General features: G+C 59.5%; 18 protein-coding genes and 1 pseudogene. 9 read left to right on the forward strand and 10 right to left on the reverse strand.

Annotated features, from left to right (window positions below):
* Positions 1-6 precede the first annotated feature (6 nt).
* A complete protein-coding gene (locus AC4ANK_RS01965) occupies positions 7-870 on the reverse strand; it encodes a YicC/YloC family endoribonuclease (protein WP_002551502.1) in 864 nt (287 codons plus the stop codon).
* Between the two features lie 310 nt (positions 871-1,180).
* Here AC4ANK_RS01965 and rph point away from each other — a divergent pair, with 310 nt between their 5' ends.
* Positions 1,181-1,903 (forward strand): ribonuclease PH, encoded by a 723-nt coding sequence (gene rph, locus AC4ANK_RS01970; protein WP_002551503.1) that lies wholly within the window; start codon positions 1,181-1,183, stop codon positions 1,901-1,903.
* 20 nt (positions 1,904-1,923) lie between these two features.
* The gene (locus tag AC4ANK_RS01975) at positions 1,924-2,292 is read left to right on the forward strand and encodes a DUF4870 domain-containing protein (protein WP_031595921.1); all 369 of its coding nucleotides are present in this window, start codon (positions 1,924-1,926) and stop codon (positions 2,290-2,292) included.
* A gap of 69 nt (positions 2,293-2,361) precedes the next feature.
* Here AC4ANK_RS01975 and crc read toward each other — a convergent pair whose 3' ends face one another.
* The gene (crc, locus tag AC4ANK_RS01980; RefSeq protein WP_002551505.1) at positions 2,362-3,141 is read right to left on the reverse strand and encodes a catabolite repression control protein Crc; all 780 of its coding nucleotides are present in this window, start codon (positions 3,139-3,141) and stop codon (positions 2,362-2,364) included.
* Between the two features lie 82 nt (positions 3,142-3,223).
* Here crc and pyrE point away from each other — a divergent pair, with 82 nt between their 5' ends.
* The gene (gene pyrE / locus AC4ANK_RS01985; protein ID WP_002551506.1) at positions 3,224-3,865 is read left to right on the forward strand and encodes an orotate phosphoribosyltransferase; all 642 of its coding nucleotides are present in this window, start codon (positions 3,224-3,226) and stop codon (positions 3,863-3,865) included.
* Positions 3,866-3,875: 10 nt separating this feature from the next.
* Entirely contained in the window at positions 3,876-4,508 is a 633-nt protein-coding gene (locus AC4ANK_RS01990; protein WP_044423868.1) for a hypothetical protein, read from the forward strand.
* A gap of 312 nt (positions 4,509-4,820) precedes the next feature.
* Here AC4ANK_RS01990 and argB read toward each other — a convergent pair whose 3' ends face one another.
* From argB to coaBC, 4 genes are read right to left on the reverse strand one after another with little or no spacing between them, the layout of a single operon-like run.
* On the reverse strand, positions 4,821-5,726 hold the full coding sequence (gene argB, locus AC4ANK_RS01995; RefSeq protein WP_002551508.1) for an acetylglutamate kinase: 906 nt from the start codon (positions 5,724-5,726) through the stop codon (positions 4,821-4,823).
* A gap of 28 nt (positions 5,727-5,754) precedes the next feature.
* A complete protein-coding gene (locus AC4ANK_RS02000) occupies positions 5,755-8,340 on the reverse strand; it encodes a phosphomannomutase/phosphoglucomutase (RefSeq protein ID WP_002551509.1) in 2,586 nt (861 codons plus the stop codon).
* 51 nt (positions 8,341-8,391) lie between these two features.
* Entirely contained in the window at positions 8,392-8,847 is a 456-nt protein-coding gene (dut, locus tag AC4ANK_RS02005; protein ID WP_002551510.1) for a dUTP diphosphatase, read from the reverse strand.
* A gap of 6 nt (positions 8,848-8,853) precedes the next feature.
* Positions 8,854-10,062, reverse strand: coding sequence for a bifunctional phosphopantothenoylcysteine decarboxylase/phosphopantothenate--cysteine ligase CoaBC (gene coaBC / locus AC4ANK_RS02010; protein ID WP_460385115.1), 1,209 nt, complete (start codon positions 10,060-10,062; stop codon positions 8,854-8,856).
* Between the two features lie 135 nt (positions 10,063-10,197).
* On the opposite strand from coaBC, the gene radC reads away from it, so the two are divergent.
* Entirely contained in the window at positions 10,198-10,872 is a 675-nt protein-coding gene (radC, locus tag AC4ANK_RS02015) for a RadC family protein (protein WP_002551512.1), read from the forward strand.
* A gap of 155 nt (positions 10,873-11,027) precedes the next feature.
* On the opposite strand, the gene AC4ANK_RS02020 is transcribed toward radC, so the two are convergent.
* Complete coding sequence (locus AC4ANK_RS02020; protein ID WP_002551513.1) at positions 11,028-12,614, reverse strand: ABC transporter substrate-binding protein; 1,587 nt, start codon at positions 12,612-12,614, stop codon at positions 11,028-11,030.
* Between the two features lie 364 nt (positions 12,615-12,978).
* On the opposite strand from AC4ANK_RS02020, the gene rpmB reads away from it, so the two are divergent.
* Positions 12,979-13,212, forward strand: coding sequence for a 50S ribosomal protein L28 (gene rpmB / locus AC4ANK_RS02025; RefSeq protein WP_002551514.1), 234 nt, complete (start codon positions 12,979-12,981; stop codon positions 13,210-13,212).
* An 11-nt stretch (positions 13,213-13,223) separates the two neighbouring features.
* Complete coding sequence (gene rpmG / locus AC4ANK_RS02030) at positions 13,224-13,379, forward strand: 50S ribosomal protein L33 (protein WP_002551515.1); 156 nt, start codon at positions 13,224-13,226, stop codon at positions 13,377-13,379.
* 81 nt (positions 13,380-13,460) lie between these two features.
* Here rpmG and AC4ANK_RS02035 read toward each other — a convergent pair whose 3' ends face one another.
* Complete coding sequence (locus AC4ANK_RS02035; RefSeq protein WP_002551516.1) at positions 13,461-13,829, reverse strand: cupin domain-containing protein; 369 nt, start codon at positions 13,827-13,829, stop codon at positions 13,461-13,463.
* A 236-nt stretch (positions 13,830-14,065) separates the two neighbouring features.
* Here AC4ANK_RS02035 and AC4ANK_RS02040 point away from each other — a divergent pair, with 236 nt between their 5' ends.
* Both AC4ANK_RS02040 and AC4ANK_RS02045 read left to right on the forward strand, forming a co-directional pair.
* On the forward strand, positions 14,066-15,559 hold the full coding sequence (locus AC4ANK_RS02040) for an aldehyde dehydrogenase (RefSeq protein WP_002551517.1): 1,494 nt from the start codon (positions 14,066-14,068) through the stop codon (positions 15,557-15,559).
* A gap of 471 nt (positions 15,560-16,030) precedes the next feature.
* Positions 16,031-17,179, forward strand: coding sequence for an MFS transporter (locus AC4ANK_RS02045; protein WP_002551518.1), 1,149 nt, complete (start codon positions 16,031-16,033; stop codon positions 17,177-17,179).
* Here AC4ANK_RS02045 and AC4ANK_RS02050 read toward each other — a convergent pair.
* Both AC4ANK_RS02050 and AC4ANK_RS02055 read right to left on the reverse strand, forming a co-directional pair.
* Complete coding sequence (locus AC4ANK_RS02050) at positions 17,176-18,756, reverse strand: phospholipase D family protein (protein WP_002551519.1); 1,581 nt, start codon at positions 18,754-18,756, stop codon at positions 17,176-17,178. The genes AC4ANK_RS02045 and AC4ANK_RS02050 overlap by 4 nt on opposite strands.
* A 72-nt stretch (positions 18,757-18,828) precedes the next feature.
* Positions 18,829-20,245: pseudogene (locus tag AC4ANK_RS02055) on the reverse strand (aminotransferase-like domain-containing protein).
* Positions 20,246-20,343 lie beyond the last annotated feature (98 nt).

Consider the following 20,343-nt stretch of genomic DNA (forward strand, 5'->3'; position numbering starts at 1 on the left):
TCAGCCTTACTCAATATTCTGCACTTGCTCGCGCATCTGCTCGATCAACACTTTAAGGTTGACGGCAGCCTGCGTGCTGCGTGGGTCAAAGGCCTTGGAGCCCAGTGTATTCGCTTCGCGGTTAAGCTCTTGCATCAGGAAATCAAGGCGCCGGCCTGCCTGACCGCCAGCCTTGAGCACGCGACGGACCTCGGTGACGTGTGTGCTGAGGCGGTCCAGTTCTTCGGCAACATCGCTTTTCTGTGCCAACAGAACCATTTCCTGCTCCAGACGCTGCGGATCCAGTTCGGCTTTCATGTCGGCAAAGCGATCCAGTACTTTCTGGCGCTGAGTTGCCAGCATCTGCGGCACCAGGGTGCGCAGGGTAGCAACCTCCTCGACGATGGAAGAGAGTCGGTCATCAAGCAATCTGGCCAGGTCTGCACCTTCGCGCCCGCGCCCGCTCTTCAATTCAGTCAGCGCATCATTGAACAGCTTCAGTGCTTCGGTGTTCAACACCTGCGGATCGCTGGCATCAGCCACCAGTACGCCGGGCCATGCCAGAACTTCAAGGGGGTTCAGCGCGGCAGGCTGTTTGATCAGGCCGGCAACCGATTCGGCTGCGGCGATCAACTGGCCTGCACGCTCAAGATCCACTTGCAGCGGTTTGCCAGCGGTTTCCTCGACAAAACGCAATGTGCATTCGACCTTGCCACGCGAAAGCCCCTGACGTAGCGCTTCGCGAATCGCACCTTCCAGATCACGGAACGACTCCGGCAGGCGCAGGTGCGGCTCCAGATAGCGGTGATTGACCGAGCGCAGTTCCCAGCTCAGTGTGCCTTGGGCACCGGCTCGCTCTACGCGGGCAAAGGCAGTCATGCTGTGCACCATGGGAAGTACCTCTTATCGATTCAGGAGCGTGATTCAACCCATGGGTGCACAGGATCGGCGCTCATGGGTGTCGTGAAAGCCGACTGGCTGCAGAGGCGCAGGATTGTAGCGCAGTGCGGCGCAGGCTCCCAATCCGGCAGCGTTACAAGTGACACAAGGCATTCCTTGCGATCACGCCAGAGCGTCGAAAGTATTGATCCAGAGCCTTCTGTTCGTAGCAAATCGGCATTGGCGGCTTTTAGAGATGCCCAGCAGCAGCTGTGGCCTCTATAATGCCCAGCAGTTTTCCGTCTCAGTACAGGTATCCCAGATGAAACGTCCAAGTGGTCGCGCCGCCGATCAGCTCCGCTCGATCCGCATCACCCGCAACTACACCAAACACGCCGAGGGTTCTGTACTGGTCGAGTTTGGTGATACCAAGGTGATTTGCACCGTCAGCGTCGAAAACGGCGTACCACGCTTCCTCAAGGGACAGGGCCAGGGTTGGCTGACTGCCGAGTACGGCATGCTGCCGCGCGCTACCGGCGAGCGTAACCAGCGTGAAGCCAGTCGCGGCAAGCAGGGTGGTCGTACACTCGAAATCCAGCGCCTGATCGGTCGTTCGCTGCGCGCTGCGCTGGACATGTCCAAGCTGGGCGACGTGACCCTGTACGTCGATTGCGATGTCATTCAAGCGGACGGTGGCACTCGCACCGCGTCCATCACCGGCGCAATGGTTGCTCTGGCAGACGCCTTGAAAGTGATCAAGAAGCGTGGCGGCCTGAAGGGCGGTGACCCGCTCAAGCAGATGATCGCAGCCGTTTCGGTCGGCATGTATCAGGGCGAGCCGGTGCTTGACCTCGATTACCTGGAAGATTCCGCTGCGGAAACCGACCTGAACGTGGTCATGACCAGTGCAGGCGGCTTCATTGAAGTACAGGGCACTGCCGAAGGCGCGCCATTCCAGCCTGAAGAGCTGAACGCGATGCTGGCGCTGGCACAGAAGGGCATTACCGAGTTGTTTGAACTGCAGCGTGCCGCACTGGCCGATTGATAAATAAGGAGCGTTTGATGATGAATGACAGTCCGCAGCCCTTGTACAAACCCAGCCGGGAAGCCCGTCAGTGGGCGATGTTCTGTCATTTATCCGCTCTCATTGGACTGGTCTTCCCCTTCGGCAATCTCCTTGCGCCATTGATTCTCTGGCAAATGAAGAGGGAGACAGACCCGTTCATTGATTCGCAGGGCAAAGAAGCGCTGAACTTTCAGATCACTGCCGCGATTGCAGGCCTGATATGCATAATGCTGATGTTCGTGGTAATCGGCATCGCACTGTTCATGCTGGTGTGCCTCGGTGCTTTCATACTTACGGTTATCGCCGGGGTGAAGGCAAACAGCGGACTGGAATATCGTTACCCCTTCACCTGGCGCCTGTTGAAATAATGCATAGCGCGAGCAACGCAAAAAGCCGACTTGAAGTCGGCTTTTTCGTGTGCGCTGTTCGCCTGGCTATCAGATAGTCAGGGTCCAGTCGTAATCCACGATCAGCGGCGCGTGTTGCGAGAAGCGCGGCTGGCGTGGCAGACGGGCGCTGCGCACGAAGCGGCGCAGGCCTGGGGTCAGTATCTGATAATCGAAGCGCCAGCCCAGATTCAGCATCTCGGCCTGTTCGTTATCCGGCCACCAGCTGTACTGATCACCTTCGCGGCTGACTTCACGCAGGGCATCGACATAGCCCATGGTGCCGACAATCTCGTCCATCCAGGCGCGTTCAGGCGCCAGGAAGCCAGGAGACTGCTGGCTGTCACGCCAGTTTTTGATGTCGAGCTTCTGCTGCGCGACATAGAGCGATCCGCAATAGATGTATTCGCGACGCTTGCGGCGTTGCTTGTCCATGTACTTGCCGAAATCGTCCATGAGCTTGAATTTCTGATTCAGGTCTTCATCGCCATTCATCCCTGACGGAAAGAGCAGGGTAGCGATACTGACCTTGTCGAAATCTGCTTGCAGGTAGCGCCCGTAGCGGTCGGCTGTCTCGAAGCCGAGGCCGCTGATTACCGCCTTCGGCTGCAACCGCGAATACAGCGCCACACCACCCTGAGCGGGAACCTCGGCTTCGCAGGCATAGAGGAAGTAACCGTCCAGCTGAAAGGCTGGATCATCCAGTTCAAAGGTGGAGGCGCGGGTGTCCTGTAAGCAGATGACGTCGGCATTCTGAGCTTGCAGCCAGCTGAGCAAACCACGCTCGACCGCAGCCTGAATGCCATTTACGTTCACACTGATGATCCGCATAAATGGCCCCAAAAATCACGTGCGTGTATGATACCCGAGCTCTACCTAATTAGCTAAATCCGTGGTATTCGGAGCTTTTTTCATGCAAGCGTATCAACGCGATTTTATTCGTTTTGCCATCGATCGCGGTGTTCTGCGCTTCGGTGAGTTCACTCTCAAGTCCGGGCGCACCAGTCCGTACTTCTTCAATGCGGGGCTGTTCAACACCGGTTCCGCACTGGCACAGCTGGGGCGTTTCTACGCGGCAGCCGTGGTTGAAAGCGGTATTGCCTTCGACGTTCTTTTCGGTCCGGCCTACAAGGGCATTCCGCTCGCATCGGCCACTGCTGTGGCGCTGGCCGAGCATCATGACCGTGATCTGCCGTGGTGTTTCAACCGCAAGGAAGCCAAGGCGCACGGCGAAGGCGGCAGTCTGGTGGGGTCCCCGCTGACCGGTAACGTGCTGATCATCGACGACGTGATCACTGCGGGCACTGCGATCCGTGAGGTCATGCAGATCATCAAGGACCAGGACGCGACAGCTGCGGGCGTGCTGATCGCGCTCAATCGTCAGGAGCGTGGCAATGGCGAACTGTCGGCGATTCAGGAAGTCGAGCGTGACTTCGGGATTCCGGTGGTGAGTATCGTGTCGCTGAATCAGGTGCTCGAGTTCCTGGCCGACGATCCGCAACTCAAGCAGCATCTGCCTGCTGTCGAAGCCTATCGCGCGCAATTCGGAATCTGAGGACGTGCCTATGGCAGTCGGCGGCAGGTCTTGGCGATCGGTTTCAGGCGCGCTGAGCGGTTTTCGGGCCTTGCTGGCTGTGGTCATGCTTGCGCCCATGCTCGCCCAAGCGGCCGACGCACCTGAGCCACGGCTTTATCGCTACGTCGACAGCCGCGGGGTGACGGTGATCGACACGCAAGGCGTGCCGCCCGACTACGTTGCCAAAGGCTATGAAGTGCTCAACAGTCGTGGTCGGGTGGTTCAGGTCGTACCGCCTGCGCCGACTGCCGAGCAGATTCGTCAGTCCGAAGCAGACAAGCGCCAGGCCGCTGCGGATGCACAGCTGTTAAGCCTTTACAGCAGTGTCGATGAGGTGGACCGCGTCAAGGCCCGCAAACTGGCCGAGCTGGATGCGCTGATTGGCGTTGCTCAGGGCAACATTCAGGGGCTGGCGGCTCAGCAGCGCAATCTGCAAGGCCAGGCAGCCAACCTGGAGCGTGCGGGGCGTCCTGTTCAGCAGGGGCTGGTCGATCAGTTGAATGACTTGCGCGATCAGCAGCAGAAGCTGCAAACCGATATCGCCGGGTATCAGGCCGCACGGGTAAAGGCTGAAGCAGATTTCGCCGAAGATCGCCTGCGCGTACAGCGGCTGACTCAATGACAGGACGCAGAGCGTCCAGAAGCGCATGCCCACGCCTGTTTTTGATTCTGGCCGAAGGCCGTAGGAGCGAACTTGTTCGCGAAAGGGGTCGAAGCCAGACACCTATCGTTCCTCACGCTCCAGCGTGGGAATGCCTGTCGTGACGCTCTGCGTCACAAATCTGCGCCGCGCCACACATTCAGGACAGGACGCAGAGCGTCCAGAGCGGCGTTACCACGCTGGAGCGTGGGAACGATAATCAGCGATCATCATCAACCAACAAAAAGGCCCCGTCAGCGTCAGCTCACGGGGCCTTTGGGTGTTACGCCTGAATCAGTGCCGCTTGCGGTTGGTGATCTGAGTACCTACACCGCTGTCGGTGAAGATTTCCAGCAGGACCGCATTGGGCACTCGTCCATCGATGATGTGCGAGCTATTGACCCCACCCTGAACCGCTTCCAACGCGCAACGGATCTTCGGCAGCATGCCGCCGTAGATCGTGCCGTCGGCGATCAGGCCGTCGACCTGTTCGGTGGTCAGCCCAGTCAGGACTTCGCCCTGCTTGTTCATCAGGCCGGCGATGTTGGTCAGCAGAATCAGCTTCTCGGCCTTGAGGGCCTCGGCAACCTTGCCTGCGACCAGGTCGGCGTTGATGTTGTACGACTCGCCGTCCGGGCCCACGCCGATAGGCGCGATGACCGGAATGAAATCCCCTTTGACCAGCATGTTGAGCAGCCCGGTGTTGACCCCGACCACTTCACCGACCTGACCGATGTCGATGATTTCGGGCTTGGTCATTTCCGGCGTCTGGCGCGTGACGGTGAGTTTCTTCGCACGAATCAGCTCAGCGTCCTTGCCGGTCAGGCCGATCGCGCTGCCGCCATGCCGGTTGATCAGGTTGACTATGTCCTTGTTGACCTGGCCACCCAGCACCATCTCCACCACATCCATAGTCTGCGCATCGGTCACACGCATGCCATCGATGAAGTGGCTCTCGATGGACAGGCGCTTGAGCAGATCACCGATCTGCGGCCCGCCGCCGTGAACCACCACCGGGTTGATGCCCACCGCCTTCATCAACACGATGTCGCGCGCAAAGCCGGTTTTCAGCTCTTCGCTCTCCATGGCGTTGCCGCCGTACTTGATAACCAGCGTCTTGCCGACAAAGCGGCGAATGTAAGGCAGCGCTTCGGAAAGGACCTTGGCTACATTAGAGGCGGCATCACGTTCGAGGGTCATTCAGGGCTCCAGTCAAAAGGAAAAACAATCAAAATGGCAGGTCGAGATCCGGTGCAACTTTTTTCAGCTCAGCGTGGAACACGTCCTTGATGCGCTGCAACTCAGCCTCGGTTTCGGCCTCGAAACGCAGCACCAGTACCGGCGTGGTATTGGACGCACGAACCAGACCCCAACCCTTCGGATAGTCCACGCGGACACCGTCGATGGTGGTCAGTTTGGCGTCGCCCCACTGCGCGTCGGTTTCAAGGGCCTTGATGATGCTGAACTTGGTGACATCCGTCACCTTGATGTTGATTTCAGGCGTCGAAATATCGTTCGGGAAGGTTTCGAACAGGTCTTCGGCATTGGCCGACTCCTGGCTGAGGATCTCCAGCAGACGTGCCGCGCTGTAGATACCGTCGTCGAAACCGAACCAGCGTTCCTTGAAGAAGATGTGGCCACTCATTTCACCTGCGAGCAGCGCGCCACTCTTTTTCATTTCTTTCTTGATCAGCGAGTGGCCGGTTTTCCACATCACCGGACGACCGCCATGTTCGCTGATCAGCGGAGTCAGGCGACGTGTGCATTTGACGTCGAAAATGATGTCGGCACCCGGGTTGCGCTTGAGCACGTCCAGCGCGAACAGCATCAACAGGCGATCCGGGTAAACCACATTACCCTTGTTGGTCACGACACCGACACGGTCGCCGTCACCGTCGAATGCCAGGCCCAGATCGGCACCGGTTTCCTTGACCTTGGCGATTAGATCCTGCAGGTTTTCCAGCTTGCCCGGGTCCGGGTGGTGATTGGGGAAGTTGCCGTCCACTTCCGCGAACAGCGAGATCACTTCACAACCCAGCGCTTCGATCAGCTGCGGCGCGATCACGCCTGCCGCGCCGTTGCCGCAGTCGACCACGACCTTCAGCTTGCGCGCCATGACGATGTCGTCCTTGATCTGCTTGAAGTAGCGATCGAGGATGTCGACTTTGGTGATGCTGCCTTTCTGCGAAGTCAGGTTGTTGGTCTTGATACGCTCGTGCAGCGCCTGGATCTGCTCGTTGGCGAGGGTGTCGCCGGCGATGACGATCTTGAAGCCGTTGTAGTCCTTGGGGTTGTGGCTGCCGGTCAGCATGACGCCGGTCTTGCCGGCCAGCACGTTGGCTGCGTAATACAGCGCAGGCGTTGGCACCAGGCCCACATCGCTGACGTGGCAGCCGCTGTCGTGCAGACCTTGAATCAGTTGCTCTACCAGTTCAGGGCCTGAAAGGCGACCGTCGCGGCCAACGCTGACGTTGGGTTCGTTCTGCGCCAGGCTTTCAGAGCCAATGGCGCGGCCGATCCAGTAAGCCGTTTCAGCGTTGAGGGTGTCCCCGACCACGCCACGAATGTCGTAGGCACGGAAAATAGTCTCGGGAAGGTTGGGTGCCACGGATGCTGGGCTGTTCATAGCGAGGTTATGCTCCGATCTCAGGAAGTCCTGGTTTTCGTCGAGAAGGTCGATATCAAGGATATCGGTATCTTGAAACAGCGGATCGGTCCAGTCGGTGCGTGATGCAGCCACGGTGGACGAAGCACTGCCTTTGGCAATATCTGCATCGCGCTGCTCGCCCGCCGCCAGGACAGGCACTGCCTGAGGCTGACTACGAAGCGAGACACGAGCAAGGGCCTGAGCCAGACCACTAAGGGCCGGGAGGCTCAAACCGAAGGGTTTGACGGCTTTTCCGCGTGAGAGTTCTTGGAGCAACTGATCCAGTTGCCGTGCGTCGGCGCAAATACGCTTCTGCAGGGCCCGTTCATTACGGTGCAAGCCAAGCAGCACGCCCGCTGCAGCGATAATCAATGCCAGCAGCAGAAGCATCACGGATGGAGAGGTTTTCAGCCCGGGACCGGGCGTGAACTCGAGTTTCCAGCCTGTATAACCGGTATCGAAGGCCTGTGCTTTGCCGTCAACGGCCTGACCGCGCTGCAGGAAAACCTGAGCGGGCCCGCTGCCGAATTGCTGGCTGAGCACCACTTGCCCGGCATCGGCAGGCAGCGTCGGCAAGGCATTGAGCAAGCGCTGCAGGTCAAAGGCCAGCAGCAGCGTACCCATCACCGGCTGAGTGGCAGTGGCACGCACCGGTGCTGCGCTGTAGATCAACCAGCGCTCGCCGACCTTGCGCGCTTCCGGGGCGACCGTCTCACCTTGTGCGGCCTTGTTTAGCATGTCCAGGGTGGCGAAACTGACGGGCAGTGCGCCTTGCGTGTCCACATCGGCCAGCCCCTTGGAGTACAGCCGAGCGCCTGCAAGGCCGTCCCAACGGGTAAATCGCTCCTGAGCGGCCAGCAGGGCAGCGGCGTCATTGCTCTGAAGCGTCTGCACAAGTGCTGCGCCGGAGGCCGCCGACTGGGTGTCCGCGTTGATCTGATGCAGCGCCAGACCCACCGCTGCTGCCTGACTGCCGCCCCAGGCCTGAACAAGCTGGTCCTGTTGCTGCGGACCGGTGGCCAGAGCTGTCCAGACCAGTGCCGCAGCAATCAGCAGGCCGATGGCGGCAGGCACCAGGCCAGGCGCGAGTCCTTTGAGGCTCGCAGCCGGAGGCGAGTTATCGGCGTGTATGGCGTGCTGTGAAGCGCTGTGCTGACTACCTTTCACCGACCTCTCCCTGAGTCTTGTCCCGAACCCGGATTATGTGCCGAATGGCGATCAATGACTGCCGGAATGACCGAAGCCGCCAGCGCCACGCTGACTTTCGTCGAACGCTTCAACCAGCTCGAAATGCGCCTGCACCACAGGCACCAACACCAGTTGCGCAATACGCTCGCCCACCGCGATGTTGAATGCAGTCTGGCCACGGTTCCAGCACGACACCATCAATTCTCCCTGATAATCGGAGTCGATCAGACCCACCAGGTTACCCAGCACGATGCCATGTTTGTGACCCAGGCCGGAGCGCGGCAGGATCAACGCGGCCAGGCCCGGATCGCCGATGTAAATCGACAGGCCGGTAGGGATCAGCAGGGTCTGGCCGGGCTCGAGGACGGTATCCTCCTTGAGCATGGCACGCAGGTCCAGGCCTGCCGAGCCAACAGTGGCGTAGGCCGGGAGTGGAAATTCGTTGCCAATGCGAGTGTCGAGGATCTTGGCTTGTAGAGCGTGCATTCGTAGTTAAACCTGATTCATGCGGTCGGCGATAAAAGTGACCAGCTGGCGAGCGATCTTGGCCTTGCTGGTCTGGGCGAAAAGTGTTGCGTGCAACCCTCGGTCAATCACGCTGCAGGCGTTTTCCTCGCTGTTGAAGCCGATGCTCGGGTTGGCGACATCGTTGGCGACAATCAGGTCGAGGTTCTTGTCCTTGAGCTTGCGGGCAGCGTAGTCGAGCAGGTGTTCGGTCTCGGCGGCGAAACCGACGCTGAAAGGGCGATCCGGGCGGGTTGCGATGGTCGCCAGAATATCCGGATTGCGGACCATCTGCAGCAGCAAGCCGTCACCGTTTGAAGGATCTTTCTTCAATTTGTGCGGGGCGACAACTTCCGGACGGTAGTCAGCCACCGCTGCCGAGGCGATGAACAGGTCACAGGGGATGGCAGCCTCGCACGCCGCCAGCATGTCGCGGGCACTGACCACATCGATGCGCGAGACGCGATCCGGCGTCGGCAGATTGACTGGCCCGGTGATCAGCGTGACGCGCGCACCGGCTTCCACAGCCGCTTCGGCCAGGGCAAAGCCCATTTTTCCGGAGCTGTGGTTGGTGATGTAGCGCACCGGATCGATGTTTTCCTGGGTCGGGCCAGCGGTGATCAGCACATGCTTGCCGGTCAGGCTCAGGCGCTGGAAACAGTCCGCTGCGCACTGGGCCAGATCGTCGGCCTCCAGCATGCGACCGAAGCCGACATCGCCGCAGGCCTGACTGCCGGACGCTGGCCCAAACACACGAAAGTCACGCTCTTCAAGCTGCCTGGTATTGGCTTGCACTGAGGCGTCACGCCACATTGCCTGATTCATCGCCGGTGCGATGGCGACGGTGGCATCGGTTGCCAGCACGATGGTGGTCAGCAAGTCGTTGGCGATGCCTTGCGCCAGGCGCGCGATCAGGTCGGCGGTGGCCGGAGCGATCAGGATCAGGTCGGCCCATTTGGCCAGTTCGATATGGCCCATCGCGGCCTCTGCGGCCGGGTCGAGAAGGTCCAGGTGCACAGGGTGCCCGGACAGGGCCTGCATGGTCAGCGGCGTAATGAACTCTGCTCCGCCTTTGGTCATGACGACACGCACTTCTGCGCCCTGATCGCGCAGGTGGCGGACCAGCTCGGCGCTCTTGTAGGCCGCGATGCCGCCGCCGACGCCAAGAACGATGCGTTTTCGATACAGCCGCTGCATAGACCTGCCTTTTTGGTCGAGTGAATACGCGACGTCCATGACGCCTCCCCAGGCCAGGCCGTCGCGCAAAAAAGATGGGCTAAGATAGCACAGCGACTGCACCGCAACAGCGGTGCCCAATCACATGGAGGTGCTATGAGTATTCGCAGTTGGCCCGCGGCCGAACGCCCGCGGGAACGCTTGTTGGAGTTGGGGGCGGGGAGCCTTTCCGACGCCGAGTTGCTGGCTATCTTTTTACGCACCGGGGTGGCCGGAAAAAGCGCCGTAGACCTTGCCCGTCATCTTCTGAATCAATTCGACGGGCTCAGATCATTACTGGATGCTGACCTGTCCACGTTTACCTCCCAACTCGGGCTGGGGCCTGCCAAATTTGCTCAGTTGCAGGCTGTCATGGAGATGGCGCGCCGGCACATGGCCGAGTCCTTGCGCCGTGACTCAGCGCTGGAAAACCCCACTCAGGTGCGCAACTACCTGAAGGCTCAGCTCAGACATGAACAGCATGAAGTTTTCGCCTGCCTGTTTCTGGACAACAAGCACCGGGTCATGACCTTCGAGATACTGTTTCGCGGGACGATCAACGCCTCCTATGTGCATCCGCGCCAGGTGGTGAAACGAGCGATGGCTCACAACGCCGCCAGCCTGATCCTCTGCCACAACCATCCTTCCGGCATCACCACGCCCAGCCGTTCCGACATTGACCTGACCAAGCGCCTCAAGGAAGCACTGATGCTGGTGGATGTTCATGTGCTGGACCACGTGATCGTGGGCGACGGCGAGCCACTGTCGATGGTTGAGCGCGGGTTGATGTAGCGCTCACGCGGAGCGATAGGGCGGGATTCGGCTTATCGTTCCCGCGCTCTGCGTGGTAATGCCGTTCTGGACGCTCTGCGTCCGGTCTTGAGGTGGGGCGTGCCAATGCAGGGCATTGGCACGCCAGTTACGCAGACAGGCCTAGGTCTGACGACTTACTTGACCTGCACCTTGTAGAAATCCTGCCTGCCAAACGGGCTGACCTGATAACCCGTGACGTCCTTGCGTACCAAGGCTGCTGCGGTCGGGTGGGCGAGGGGTATCCACAGTGCCTGCTGTTGGACCTGCTGCTGCGCCTGATGGTACAGCTTGCTGCGTTCGCCCTGATCGCTGACGGACTTACCATCGGTGATGAGCTTGTCCAGCGTCTTGTCGCAATAACGGGCGAAATTGGTGCCCGACTGCACGGCTGCACACGAGAACTGCGGGGTCAGGAAGTTATCCGGGTCGCCATTGTCGCCCGCCCAGCCCATGAACAGCAGGTCATGCTCGCCAGCCTTGGCGCGGCGAATCAGTTCGCCCCACTCAATGATCTTGATCTCGGCATCAATGCCGACCTGCTTCAAGTCAGCCTGCAACAATTGAGCGCCCAGGCTTGGGTTGGGGTTAAGCAGGCTGCCGGAAGGCCGGGTCCAGATAGTGGTCTTGAAACCATCCTTCAGACCGGCTTTGGCCAGTAAAGTCTTGGCCTTGGCGACATCGTGCTGATAGCCGGGCAGGTCTTTGGCGTAGCTCCAGGTGTTGGGCGGATAAGGGCCATTGGCTTTTTCAGCGGTGCCTTCGAACACGGCTTTCAGGTAATTGTCCTTGTCGAACGCCAGGTTGATGGCCTGGCGAACTTCCGGCTTGTCGAACGGCGGGTGCTGGCTGTTGATCGCGACAAACGCGGTCATGAACGCTTCAGTCTTCTCGACCTTGAGCGAGTCGTCCTTGCTGGCTGCCTGAATATCCAGAGGCTTGGGCGAGAGCGCTATCTGGCATTCGTCCTGACGGATTTTCTGCAGGCGCACATTGGCGTCCGGCGTGATGGCATACACCAGCGTGTCGATATCAGACTTGCCGGCGAAGTAATCGTCGAACGCCTCATAGCGCACCGCGGCGTCTTTCTGGAAGCGCTTGAACACGAACGGCCCGGTGCCGATCGGCTGGCTGTTGAGTTTTTCCGGCGTGCCCGCCTTCAACAGCTGCGCGGTATATTCGGCTGAATAGATCGAGGCGAAACCCATGCTCAGCGTGGCCAGGAAGGTCGAGTCCGCATGGTTGAGCGTAAAGCGCACGGTGTGTGCATTGGGCGCTTCGATACTCTTGATCAGCGCGGGCAACTGCATGGATTGCGCATGCGGAAAACCGCTCTGGGCGATCTTGTGCCACGGGTTCTGCGGGTCGAGCATGCGCTGGAAGCTGAACAGCACGTCATCCGCATTTAGCTCGCGAGTCGGCTTGAAATAGTCAGTGGTGTGGAATTTCACTCCGGCGCGCAGCTTGAAGTCGTAAGTCAGGCCGTCTTTGGACACGGTCCAGCTTTCTGCCAGACTCGGCACCAGCTTGCCGCTCTGGGCATCGAAGTCCACCAGACGGTTCATCAGCACGTCGGCCGATGCGTTGGTGGTGGTCAGGGAGTTGTACTGCACAACGTCGAAGCCTTCGGGACTGGCTTCGGTGCAGACCACAAGGTTCGATGCCTGGGCGGCAATCGGAAGCAGCAACGGAACAAGCAAAAAAGGGAGTGCAGCTAGGCGCATGGCGTTATTTCCTGTTCAGAAAGGGCCCCATCTGCCGGCGCAGTCTGGTGAGGGACTAACCCTAGACCATGTACTGGCGTAGAACAATCGTTACGGTGCGACGAGCGGTCGATTTGCCTGTGCCCCCGCATTGCTTGAGCATACCGCCGCGCAGAGCGGATTCATTCGGGTCAAAGTGCTTTGCCTGTTGTTGCGTCCAAGGGTTTCTGGTATAAAGCAGCGCTCTTTTCTAGGGGCCCGGTTCCTTCACTGTAGGTGTAGCCGGTAAGACCCTTAAAGAAACGCGGCGCCTGGCGCCAAATGACTGAGAGATTAAGCGGCCAACCCATGCCGGGTTGGGCATGTGGTTTTAGAGGGCTGAGGCATGTCGAGAGTATGTCAAGTTACCGGTAAGGGTCCGGTGACTGGGAATAACATTTCCCACGCAAACAACAAAACCCGTCGTCGTTTCCTGCCAAACCTGCAGCATCACCGCTTCTGGGTTGAAGGCGAGAAGCGTTTTGTTCGTCTGCGCGTATCTGCTAAAGGCATGCGTATCATCGACAAGCGTGGCATTGAAGTTGTGCTCGCTGAACTGCGTCGCGACGGCAAAATTTAAGGGAGAGAATCATGCGTGAATTGATCCGTTTGGTGTCGAGCGCTGGTACAGGCCATTTCTACACCACCGACAAGAACAAACGTACTACCCCGGATAAAATCGAAATCAAAAAATTCGATCCGGTTGTACGCAAGCACGTGATCTACAAAGAAGGCAAAATCAAGTAATTGATTCTGTCGGCTACAAAAAAACCCGCCTCGGCGGGTTTTTTTGTGTCTGCGCTCCTGGCATAGCTGCAAGGGCAGTACTTATTTATCCGCAGCGGCTTCAAACACCACATAAATCTTGCGGCATGTTTCCAGCACCTCCCAAGTGCCCTTGAAGCCGGCCGGAATCACGAAACGGTCGCCTGCGCGCAGGGTTTTCGCGTTGCCCTGCTCGTCGCGCAGGACTGAAACACCCTGCACAATCTCGCAATACTCATGCTCCGAGTAACTCACCTGCCACTGCCCGGGCTCGCCATTCCAGACCCCCGCGCTCATCTGTCCGCAGGGGCTGTTGTAGTGGTTGTAGAGGGTTTGTGCCGGATCGCCCTTAAAGACCTTTTCCGGTGCAGGGCGATAGTGCTCGGCGGCGGTGCTGGCTTCACTGAAGTCGACGATGCTTTCGATGCTCATGATGGGCCCCTTGTCCTGAATGCGTTGAGGGTTTGACGTGCGTGCTGTGCGTTAGTGCCCCGCGCGCGCGGAGCTGTTTAATAAAATCAACAAAAAAGCGCCTTGGCGGCTATTTATGTCAAATATATTGGTTTTGTCGGGCCGCTGGTTTAGGGTAACGGCCTTCCTGAAAAATTTCAGATTGTGTCTTTAATCAACCATGACACACCCACATTCAACAAGAGGAGGACATGCAAATGACCACCCTGACTCGTGCTGACTGGGAGCAACGCGCCCAGCATTTGAAGATCGAAGGCCGTGCCTTCATTCAAGGTGAATACACCGCAGCCTCCTCCGGCGAGACGTTTGATTGCATCAGCCCGGTCGATGGCCGGATGCTTGCCAAGGTCGCCAGTTGCGACACCGCTGACGCGCAACGCGCTGTCGACAGTGCGCGCAGCGCCTTCAACTCAGGTGCCTGGTCGCGACTGGCTCCGGCCAAACGCAAGGAAACCATGATCCGTTTCGCCGGGCTGCTCAAGCAAAATGCCGAAGAGCTGGCTTTGCTTGAAACCCTGGACATGGGCAAGCCGATTGGCGACTCGTTCGGCGTCGACATTCCTGGTGCTGCCAGAGCCCTGAGCTGGAGCGGTGAGGCCATCGACAAGCTGTATGACGAGGTCGCCGCAACGCCTCATGACCAATTGGGCCTGGTGACTCGCGAGCCGGTCGGTGTCGTCGCCGCCATCGTGCCGTGGAACTTCCCGTTGATGATGGCTTGCTGGAAGCTTGGTCCTGCACTGTCCACCGGCAATTCCGTGATCCTGAAGCCGTCGGAGAAGTCTCCGCTGACCGCCATTCGTATTGCGCAGTTGGCCATCGAGGCAGGCATTCCTGCGGGCGTGCTCAACGTATTGCCGGGTTACGGTCATACCGTCGGCAAGGCGCTGGCGCTGCATATGGACGTGGATACCGTGGTGTTTACCGGTTCGAGCAAAATCGCCAGACAACTGATGATTTACGCAGGCGAGTCGAACATGAAACGCGTCTGGCTGGAAGCCGGTGGCAAAAGCCCGAATATCGTCTTTGCCGACGCGCCGGATTTGCAGGCCGCCGCCGACGCAGCTGCCAGCGCAATTGCTTTCAATCAGGGCGAAGTCTGCACTGCCGGTTCTCGGCTGCTGGTCGAGCGCTCTATCAAGGAACGCTTCCTGCCGATGGTGCTTGAGGCATTGGCCACCTGGAAGCCCGGCAATCCGCTGGACCCTGCGACCAATGTGGGCGCGCTGGTCGACACCCAGCAGATGAACACAGTGCTGTCTTACATCGAAGCCGGTCACACCGAGGGTGCCAGACTGGTTGCGGGCGGTAAGCGCATTCTGCAGGAAACCGGCGGCACTTACGTCGAACCGACCATTTTCGACGGCGTGAACAACGCCATGAAGATCGCCCAAGAGGAGATCTTCGGCCCGGTACTTTCAGTGCTGACGTTCGACAGCGACGAAGAAGCGATACAGATAGCCAACGACACGCCTTATGGCCTGGCTGCTGCCGTGTGGACCGCCAATATCTCCAGAGCACACCTGACCGCCAAGGCACTGCGCGCGGGCAGCGTATGGGTCAATCAGTACGACGGCGGCGATATGACTGCCCCGTTCGGTGGCTTCAAGCAGTCAGGCAACGGTCGTGATAAATCGCTGCATGCCTTCGACAAATACACCGAGCTGAAATCCACCTGGATCAAGCTGTAAGTCAGGAGCGCGACACCTATCGTGCCGACGCTCCAGCGTCGGTACGCCGTTCTGGACGCTCCGCGTCCGGTCTTGCGTCTGCGGCGCGGCGCAGATTTGTGACGCGGAGCGTCACGCAAGGCATTCCCACGCTGGAGCGTGAGGAACGATAACCTTAACTATCGTGCGACGCTCCGCGTCCTGGCTTGCGTTAGCGGCGCGGCGCAGATTCGTGACGCAGAGCGTCACGCACGGCATTCCCACGCTGGAGCGTGAGGAACGATAACCTTAACTATCGTGCGACGCTCCGCGTCCTGGCTTGCGTTAGCGGCGCGGCGCAGATTTGTGACGCGGAGCGTCACGCACGGCATTCCCACGCTGGAGCGTGAGGAGCGATAACCTCAACTATCGTGCGACGCTCCGCGTCGCATGCCGTTCTGGACGCTCTGCGTCCGGTCTTGATTGCGCCGTTAGGGCAGCAGGAGCTTGATAATGCGTTGGGGTACTTATTTTGCCGTGCTGGCGTCCGTGTTGGGCGTCGGGCTGGCAATGGGCGTCAGCATGCCGCTGGTTTCATTGCGTCTGGCAGGCTGGGGCTACGGCTCGTTTGCCATTGGCATCATGGCGGCGATGCCTGCGGTGGGTGTGCTGGTGGGTGCGGCGCTGGCCAGTCGTCTCGCCGCGCGCTTCGGTACCGCCAAGCTGATGCGCCTGTGCCTGTGGGGCGGCGCCGTTTCGGTCGGCGCACTGGCGCTGCTGCCGTATTACGGAGTCTGGCTGGTCTTGCGTCTGGCGCTCGGGGTGATTCTGACCATCGTCTTCGTGCTGGGTGAAAGCTGGATCAACCAACTGGTGATCGAGCGTCTGCGCGGACGGCTGGTAGCGCTGTATGGCAGCACTTACGCCTTGAGCCAACTGGCTGGCCCGCTGTTACTGGGCGTTATCGGCACTCAGGCCGACTACGGCTTCTGGATTGGTGTGCTGCTACTGGTTGGCTCCCCATTCCTGCTGCTGGGTCGCACGGGGGCGCCATCGACCGAATCCTGCAACGTGACCTTCACTGATCTGGCGGGCTTCTGTCGCGGCATGCCCGCTATCGCCTGGGCGGTGGCGCTGTTCGCTGCATTCGAAGCCTTGATCCTCACGCTGCTGCCGCTCTACTGCATACGCCACGGGTTCACCCCGGAAATCGCCCTGATCATGGTCAGTGTGGTGGTGATAGGTGACGCGTTACTGCAGCTGCCGATCGGCATGCTCGCTGATCGCATCTCGCGCCGCGCAATGTTTACCGGATGCGCCGTTTTGTTGCTGGCGTCCAGTCTGCTGGTGCCGTTACTGATCGATACCGTTCTGATCTGGCCGCTCTGGACAGTGTTCGGCGCCAGTGCTGGGGGGTTGTTTACCCTGTCGCTGATCCTGATCGGCGAGCGTTACCGAGATGATTCACTGGTCCGCGCCAATGCGCATGTCGCTCAACTGTGGGGCATCGGGTGTCTGATCGGGCCCCTGATAGCGGGCGCGGGAAGTCAGTGGGTCAGCGGTGAGGCCTTGCCGCTGCTGATGGCGGCAGGTGCCTTTGGCCTGCTGATTCTGATCAGGCGACGTGGAGCGTTCGGGGTTGCCCAGGCTGCGCCCGCCTAAAGCATTCTTTCTAGGCCAATGGCACGGCTCATCCATGCGTTGAAACGTCGCCACCAGTCACCGGGTTCGGTGTGCAGCGTGTGGATCTGGCCATTGTCTTCGCTCACCCACACCACTTTGCCATCCTCCAGCTTCGCCTGGTAAGTGAGCGACGGAGCCATGCCTTGCAGCGTCAGCTCGCGCAGCTCTTCGGCCAGTTGCGGACTGTCGACCAGCACGCCGACTTCGGTGTTCCACAGCACAGAACGCGGGTCGAAATTGAATGAGCCGACAAAGACTTTCTGCCGATCGAAGATCATCGCCTTGCTGTGCAGGCTTGATTCCGAACTGACCAACGAGCTGCTTTTCTTGAACAAGTGCGGACCGCTGCCGCGCATGGTTTCGGTATCGCCAGGCTGGCGGCGCAGTTCGAACAGCTTCACGCCATGCTCCAGCAGCGCCTTGCGGTAAGGCGCGTAGCCGCCATGCACGGCAGGCACGTCGGTGGCTTCCAGTGAATTGGTCAACAGGCTGACGTTGACACCGGCATCGGCACGGCCGGTCAGGTACAGCAAACCTTCCTGACCCGGTACAAAGTACGCCGAAATCAGCATCAGTTCCTTGCGAGTGTTCAGCAGCTCGGGGGCCAGTTGCGTAGTCAGTAGCAGGTGCGGATCCGGATCTCCCTGCGCCAGTACCTTGGTCGGCGCGTCCCACAATGCCTGGTTGTGCGCCCAGACCAGCTCGTTGAGCCAGGTCTTCATGCATGGCTGAGTCTTGTAGGCCATCAATCGCTCATACAGAGCCTTGTGTTGCTGATGCGCCTGCTCCAGTGAATCGTCCAGTCGCTGCCGCGCCTGGGCCAGATCCTCACCGTCGGGCAGGAAGTACATGAACGCATCGATGGGCTTGCTGAGCGTGCTGTTCCAGTATTGATCGAAGCTCTGGCCGAGCTGTTCGGCGACCGGTCCCACGCTTAGCATGTCGATATCGGTGAAGTTCAGGTTCGGCTCGGCGTCGAAGTATTCATCGCCCAGATTGCGCCCGCCAACGATGGCCACACTGCTGTCGGCCAGCCACAGTTTGTTGTGCATGCGCCGGTGCTGACGCGACAGGTTCATCAAACGCCCCAGGCTGCGCGTGATGCCGGTCTCGCGCCCCAGATTTTGCGGGTTGAACAGGCGAATCTGAATGTTCGGGTGCGCGGCGAGGGTGGCGATGGCCTGATCCAGCCCGTCGCTGGTGGTGTCGTCCAGCAGGATGCGCACCCGCACGCCACGGTCTGCCGCTTTGAGCAGTTCGTCGATCAGAGCGCGCGTGCTCAGGCCGTCATGGACGATGTAATACTGCAGGTCGAGGCTGCTTTTGGCGTTACGGATCAGTTCGGCGCGCGCCTTGAATGCATCGCTGCTGTCGGGCAGCAGGCGAAAGCCGGAACGCCCGTCGTGGGGCATCGCCATGGCTTGAATAGAGCGGCCGAAAGCAGAACTTGATGGCGGCATGGCCTGGCTCGGCTCGCTGGCAAGTTGCTGATGTGCGCAACCGCTGACGCACAGTGCAACCAGCAGGCAAAAGGGCAAGGCCCATGAGTTATTCAAATTGATCTTCCGCGTCTGTACATGGCTCGACTTGGCGTTATGACCCGAAAAACCGGGAAAGATTTGCCTGTGTCAGTCAGTTTGCGCATTCAGTAGTGCAATTGTCTCGCCCACGGTACGCACAGCGTTCTCGATTTCGCGGCTCGGTTTAGACGCGAAGTTCATGCGCATGCAGTTACGGTACTTGCCCGAGGCGGAAAAAATACTGCCCACCGCGATCTGTACACCCTTGCTCAGCAGGGCGCGGTTCAGACGCAACGTGTCGAAGCCTTCGGCCAGTTCCACCCACAGCATGAAACCGCCTTGCGGGCGGCTGGCGCGGGTGCCTTCGGGAAAGTAGCGCATCACCCAGTCGATCATCTGGTCGCGACTGCGCTGGTATTGGGTTCTCATGCGCCGCACATGCGGCTCGTAATGGCCGCCTTCGATGAAGTCGGCGATGGCCAACTGTGGCTGCGGTGCAGTCGAGCCAGTGCCGATGTATTTCATGTGCAGCACCTGCTCCAGATACCGCCCCGGCGCTACCCAGCCAATTCGCAGGCCGGGTGCCAGGGTCTTGGAAAACGAGCTGCACAGCAGGACACGACCGTCTTCATCGAAGGATTTGATGGTGCGCGGGCGAGGGTAGTTGTAAGCAAGATCGCCATACACATCGTCCTCGATGATCGCCACATCGAAACGTTGCGCCAGCGTCAGCAACGCACGTTTGCGGGCTTCGGGCATGACGTAACCCAGCGGGTTGTTGCAATTGGGCGTCAGCTGAATGACCTTGATCGGCCATTGCTCAAGGGCCAGTTCCAGCGCCTCGAGGCTAATGCCGGTCAATGGGTCGGTGGGAATTTCGAGGGCCTTCATGCCCACACCCTTGAGCGTCTGCATGGCGCCGAAGAAACTGGGCGAGTCCACCGCAACGATGTCACCCGGCGAGCAAATGGCCCGGACACTCGCTGACAGCGCTTCATGGCAGCCATTGGTGACGATCAGGTCATTGGCGGTCAGGTTGCAGCCCGAGTCGAGCATCAGTCGGGCGATTTGCTCACGCAGCCTGCGAACGCCGTAGATGTTGTCGTAATACAGCCCCGGCATGTCTTGGTGGCGACTCAACTGACTCAACGCACGCATCAACGGTTTCAGGGTAGGGCTGGTGACATCGGGCATGCCGCGTCCCAGTTGCGTGACCGCTTCGAGAGGTGCCACCCGAATCAGGTCCAGCACCTGATCCCATTGAGAGATATCCACAGGCCGCTGGACGGGTCGCCCGACAGCAGGCAGTGCAGGTGCCGCTCGACTGACCGATACGAAATAGCCGGATTTGGGTTTCGGCGCTGCCAGGCCGTTGTCCTCCAGCACCCTATACGCTTGCTGCACGGTGCTCAGGCTGACGCCATGTTCGACACTTAACGCACGCACCGATGGCAGGCGGTCGCCGGGGCGAGCCGTTTTCGATCCGCGAGCCGAGCAGTTCGGCGAGGTTGACGTAAAGCGTCATGACGTACTCTCAGGCTGGTGAGCGTGGTATAGCAATACAGATTGGTCAAAAATATAGCATTCAGTGCTGTTTTCGTCTCATCTGTATGGAAAATATAA

Source organism: Pseudomonas sp. Pmew2 (assembly GCF_058129885.1).

Excerpts from the sequence above, each read along its gene's own strand:
- AC4ANK_RS01965 (WP_002551502.1), bottom strand. The coding sequence starts at position 870 with ATGGTGCACAGCATGACTGCCTTTGCCCGCGTAGAGCGAGCCGGTGCC.
- rph (WP_002551503.1), top strand. The coding sequence starts at position 1,181 with ATGAAACGTCCAAGTGGTCGCGCCGCCGATCAGCTCCGCTCGATCCGC.
- AC4ANK_RS01975 (WP_031595921.1), top strand. The coding sequence starts at position 1,924 with ATGAATGACAGTCCGCAGCCCTTGTACAAACCCAGCCGGGAAGCCCGT.
- crc (WP_002551505.1), bottom strand. The coding sequence starts at position 3,141 with ATGCGGATCATCAGTGTGAACGTAAATGGCATTCAGGCTGCGGTCGAG.
- pyrE (WP_002551506.1), top strand. The coding sequence starts at position 3,224 with ATGCAAGCGTATCAACGCGATTTTATTCGTTTTGCCATCGATCGCGGT.
- AC4ANK_RS01990 (WP_044423868.1), top strand. The coding sequence starts at position 3,876 with ATGGCAGTCGGCGGCAGGTCTTGGCGATCGGTTTCAGGCGCGCTGAGC.
- argB (WP_002551508.1), bottom strand. The coding sequence starts at position 5,726 with ATGACCCTCGAACGTGATGCCGCCTCTAATGTAGCCAAGGTCCTTTCC.
- dut (WP_002551510.1), bottom strand. The coding sequence starts at position 8,847 with ATGCACGCTCTACAAGCCAAGATCCTCGACACTCGCATTGGCAACGAA.
- coaBC (WP_460385115.1), bottom strand. The coding sequence starts at position 10,062 with ATGCAGCGGCTGTATCGAAAACGCATCGTTCTTGGCGTCGGCGGCGGC.
- radC (WP_002551512.1), top strand. The coding sequence starts at position 10,198 with ATGAGTATTCGCAGTTGGCCCGCGGCCGAACGCCCGCGGGAACGCTTG.
- AC4ANK_RS02020 (WP_002551513.1), bottom strand. The coding sequence starts at position 12,614 with ATGCGCCTAGCTGCACTCCCTTTTTTGCTTGTTCCGTTGCTGCTTCCG.
- rpmB (WP_002551514.1), top strand. The coding sequence starts at position 12,979 with ATGTCGAGAGTATGTCAAGTTACCGGTAAGGGTCCGGTGACTGGGAAT.
- rpmG (WP_002551515.1), top strand. The coding sequence starts at position 13,224 with ATGCGTGAATTGATCCGTTTGGTGTCGAGCGCTGGTACAGGCCATTTC.
- AC4ANK_RS02035 (WP_002551516.1), bottom strand. The coding sequence starts at position 13,829 with ATGAGCATCGAAAGCATCGTCGACTTCAGTGAAGCCAGCACCGCCGCC.
- AC4ANK_RS02040 (WP_002551517.1), top strand. The coding sequence starts at position 14,066 with ATGACCACCCTGACTCGTGCTGACTGGGAGCAACGCGCCCAGCATTTG.
- AC4ANK_RS02045 (WP_002551518.1), top strand. The coding sequence starts at position 16,031 with ATGCGTTGGGGTACTTATTTTGCCGTGCTGGCGTCCGTGTTGGGCGTC.